Genomic DNA, 3,692 nt, shown 5'->3' on the forward strand with positions numbered 1-3,692 from the left:
CCTAAATGAGAATCCAGGATTTTCATACAAAAGCACTGTCGATAAAATCGCTTTAGCGGTTATGTATCAACAAATCAGGTGTAGAGCAAATGCACTATAAAACTTGCGAATCAAATAAGATTGCTATAGCTCTTTCTGAAAGCGAGAAAGTACAAGTTGTCCAGCTTCTATCTCAAGGTAAAACCAATCTTAGTCAAGGCATTTAAAAAACGCCCGGTGTCTGCGGGGGTAGTGCTTGTATCGCAGGAACCCGCATTACTGTATGGGGATTGGTTGAATCGCGGCGCATTGGTTACAGCGAAGCTGACTTACTGACGAGTTATCCCACTCTTTCGGCAACTAATATTGCCAATGCTTGGGCATACGCGGCGACTTTTCCTGATGAAATCGAAGCTGATATCGAAGAAAACAATGCGGTGATGAATCAAGACTAAACAGTTGTATAACTGACTTCAACAAGTCTCATACCTAAAGCCTAAAGCCTAAAACCTAATTTAAGCCACAATCATCGTCACCCGATCGCGCCCTTGCGATTTGGCTTGATATAATGCTCGATCGGCAGCATCTACTAATGCTTGAAAATCATTCTCATGATTGGGAATAATCGTCGAAACACCGACGCTAATCGTGACGTGGGGACAGACGCTCGAAGCCTCGTGGGCGATCTGAAGGCTCTTGACTGCCGATCGAATATTTTCGGCTACCGAAACTGCACCTAAAGCATCGGTATTTGGCAGGACGATCGCAAATTCTTCGCCACCATAACGGGCGACTAAATCACCACTGCGTCTGACCGTATTGCGAATCGACATCGCTACTTGAATCAAACAGCGATCGCCATTGGGATGTAAGTAGCGATCGTTATAATTTTTGAAGAAATCGACATCGCACATGATTAAAGATAATGGAGCCTTAATCCGCCGCATCCGATCCCATTCACGCTGGATATAGTCATCAAAGCCACGTCGATTAGATAGCTTCGTCAGACTATCTAAATTGGCTAATAATTGGAGATTTTGATTGGCTTGTTGCAGTTCGTTTAATTGATTTTTAATTAAATGCGATTGCCGCACCAAATTGCGTACGCGTTGACGGAGAATCGAAAGATTGATCGGCTTAGTAATATAATCAGTTGCTCCCGATGCAAAAGCGCGATCGACCGATTCATTATCATCTAAAGATGTAATCATCAAAATCGGGGTCAAGCGTTCGCCGAGATTTTTGAGTTGTTCACAAAACTCAAATCCATCTAAAATTGGCATCACCGCATCGACCAAAATCAGATCGGGACGATGTTCTTGATAGGCGGCAATGCCATCATCACCATTTTTGGCTAGGATAACTTCAAAACCGTCTGCTGCTAGCGATTCACTGACCTTCGCCCGCACGACCAGATCGTCATCAACTAATAAAATTCGTTGACAGCTAGGTTCAGTAAAGTTCATAGTAACTCCCGTAAATAATCATCGATGTACTCGTCCGGGTGTTGTGTAGATCGATCGTTTGGTGATGATTTGCACGGTTGGCTGCGGTTCTCTTGCTCTTCCACATAGTGTACCCACGCAGTCGCAGAACAGTTGCATCGGGAAGATCGATATTTTCACTAGGAAGTCTGGCATTATCGGTTGCTGGTTGCTGCCACATCCCGATCGACGGTACAATTGTTCGACTATCTGCAAGCTAATCCTCGATGCAATTTAGCTCTGCCCTCAGCGGCCAAACCCAAGCGGTAGAACTACTGCAACGATCGATCTCCATGCAACGCCTCGCCCCAGCATATCTATTTCATGGGGCGGATGGGATCGGCAAAAGCTTGGCAGCCCGCTGCTTTATCGAATTGATTTTTGGCGATCGCGCAGCACCGTCAGATCGCGCTCTCATCCAACAAAAACTCAGTCAGGGCAATCATCCTGACGTATTGTGGGTGTCACCGACTTACACTCATCAAGGCAAACTCTTTTCCACTGCCGAAGCCACTGCTGCTGGCATCAAAAAGAAAGCACCACCGCAAATTCGGATCGAACAAATCCGCGAAATCGGTCAATTTTTAGCACGTCCCCCGCTGCTCGGCGAACGATCGGTTATTGCGATCGAAGGGGCAGAGACGATGCCGGAAGGTGCAGCCAATGCGTTATTAAAAACCCTTGAAGAACCAGGCAAAGCGACAATTATCGCGATTTCTTCTAGCTTGGATGCGTTATTACCAACGATCGTTTCCCGCTGTCAGCAGATCCCGTTTCACCGACTAGATCGCACTGTGATGGTCGAAGTTTTAACCAAATTAGGCAAAACCGAAATCCTCGATCGACCGGAAATATTGGGACTCGCCCAAGGTAGTCCTGGTGCGGCGATCGCGATCTGGGAGCAGTTTCAAACCCTGCCTGCGGATCTACTAGATCGATCGACCAAATTACCAATTTCCCGCCGTCACGGTCTAGAATTAGCCCAACAGATCGATCGCGATCTAGACTCCACCGAGCAACTATGGCTGGTGGATTATCTGCAATATACCTACTGGCAAAAATATCGAACCGTCCACCCAGTCGAAACCCTAGAACAAACTCGATCGCAGCTACTCGCGTATGTTCAACCCCGTTTGGTCTGGGAATGTACCTTTCTCAAAATCGGCGAGACTCGAATCTAAGCTTTAGCAACTCGATCGATCCAACAGTCGATCGATTGAAAAGGTGTAAAATAGTAATGAGATATTGGCCAATCAAAAAATCTTTATGAATTCAAATCATCTCCAACAAATTGAGCCAGAAAGAGTCGAACACTTATTACATCAACAACATTTATATCAAGCAGCTAAACCAGAATTACTCGGACAATATGAGGGGCAATATATAGCATTTGAAAATGGAGTTGTTTTAGATAGCGATCGCGACGATCGACAGTTAATGCCGAGATTGTATGCTAAATATGGACATCGGGATATTTTAGTTGAATATGTTTGCGATCCCGAACCGCAATTATCGGTGTCGGCGGCTGGTCATTTATTTCCACCTAAATAATGTCTGTATTTAATTATGTCGATCTTGGTGCTGGTTTACCACCTGCTCCGATTGTTGCTCTAACTATTTATCCGCCTAAATGGGAGCGAAAGTTGACTGAAAATCTTGGTTATTCATGTACCGCATTTCTAGATACTGGCTCCGATTGTACATTACTCCCTGAAGAAGCGATTGCAGCATTAAATCTTGTTACTTTCAAAGCTAATGCTCAAATTGTTGGTGTTGGAGGCGGACAAATGCAGGGTTTAGGTTGTTATGTAGATCTGAGTATTGGTACACGCCATTTTTCGGCGATTCGGGCTTATGCTTGTCGTTTGGTAGATTTGAACGGACACGCAATTATCGGTAGAGATGTTCTGAATCAATGTTTGGTGGAATTTGATGGTTTGTTGGGTGCAGTGAGATTGTAATGATAGGATAATTCGATCGAACCGCACAAAATCGATCGCGCTCGAATAGGGGGAAACGCAGAATTCGGAGAATATTGCACGTTAAGCCCAGAACTCAATCTCAAAGCTATTTTCAGACCATGAGTTTAACAACATAGAAGAGAGTCAAAACCTGTCAGATTGGGGTATATCCCAACCTGATGTCAACTAAAAGCCACTTAAAGTGTCAATTTAGAGTCCTTTTCATGATTTATTGACATATTCGATCACAGGTCATAGAGCCTTTCCT

Annotated in this window: 4 protein-coding genes and 1 pseudogene; 4 read left to right on the plus strand and 1 reads right to left on the minus strand. The window is 44.6% G+C overall.

Annotated elements, in window-relative coordinates:
- The first annotated feature begins 89 nt into the window (after positions 1-89).
- A pseudogene (locus RMO27_RS23940) lies at positions 90-434 on the plus strand (DUF433 domain-containing protein).
- 60 nt (positions 435-494) lie between these two features.
- On the opposite strand, the gene RMO27_RS17200 reads toward RMO27_RS23940, so the two are convergent.
- Positions 495-1,445, minus strand: a complete 951-nt coding sequence (locus RMO27_RS17200; protein ID WP_309734736.1) for a PleD family two-component system response regulator — start codon at positions 1,443-1,445, stop codon at positions 495-497.
- 245 nt (positions 1,446-1,690) lie between these two features.
- On the opposite strand from RMO27_RS17200, the gene RMO27_RS17205 reads away from it, so the two are divergent.
- The 3 genes from RMO27_RS17205 (at position 1,691) to RMO27_RS17215 (ending at position 3,424) form a co-directional block, all read left to right on the plus strand.
- Positions 1,691-2,644, plus strand: coding sequence for a DNA polymerase III subunit delta' (locus RMO27_RS17205; RefSeq protein ID WP_309734737.1), 954 nt, complete (start codon positions 1,691-1,693; stop codon positions 2,642-2,644).
- 85 nt (positions 2,645-2,729) lie between these two features.
- The gene (locus tag RMO27_RS17210; protein WP_309734739.1) at positions 2,730-3,014 is read left to right on the plus strand and encodes a DUF5678 domain-containing protein; all 285 of its coding nucleotides are present in this window, start codon (positions 2,730-2,732) and stop codon (positions 3,012-3,014) included.
- Positions 3,014-3,424, plus strand: coding sequence for an aspartyl protease family protein (locus RMO27_RS17215; protein ID WP_309734742.1), 411 nt, complete (start codon positions 3,014-3,016; stop codon positions 3,422-3,424). The genes RMO27_RS17210 and RMO27_RS17215 overlap by 1 nt, the downstream gene beginning before the upstream one ends.
- Positions 3,425-3,692 lie beyond the last annotated feature (268 nt).

The organism is Chamaesiphon sp. OTE_75_metabat_556 (assembly GCF_031378165.1).
GTDB lineage: Bacteria > Cyanobacteriota > Cyanobacteriia > Cyanobacteriales > Chamaesiphonaceae > Chamaesiphon.

Bases quoted from the DNA above. Each gene is read 5' to 3' on its own strand.
- RMO27_RS17205 (WP_309734737.1), top strand. From the start codon at position 1,691: ATGCAATTTAGCTCTGCCCTCAGCGGCCAAACCCAAGCGGTAGAACTA.
- RMO27_RS17200 (WP_309734736.1), bottom strand. From the start codon at position 1,445: ATGAACTTTACTGAACCTAGCTGTCAACGAATTTTATTAGTTGATGAC.
- RMO27_RS17210 (WP_309734739.1), top strand. From the start codon at position 2,730: ATGAATTCAAATCATCTCCAACAAATTGAGCCAGAAAGAGTCGAACAC.
- RMO27_RS17215 (WP_309734742.1), top strand. From the start codon at position 3,014: ATGTCTGTATTTAATTATGTCGATCTTGGTGCTGGTTTACCACCTGCT.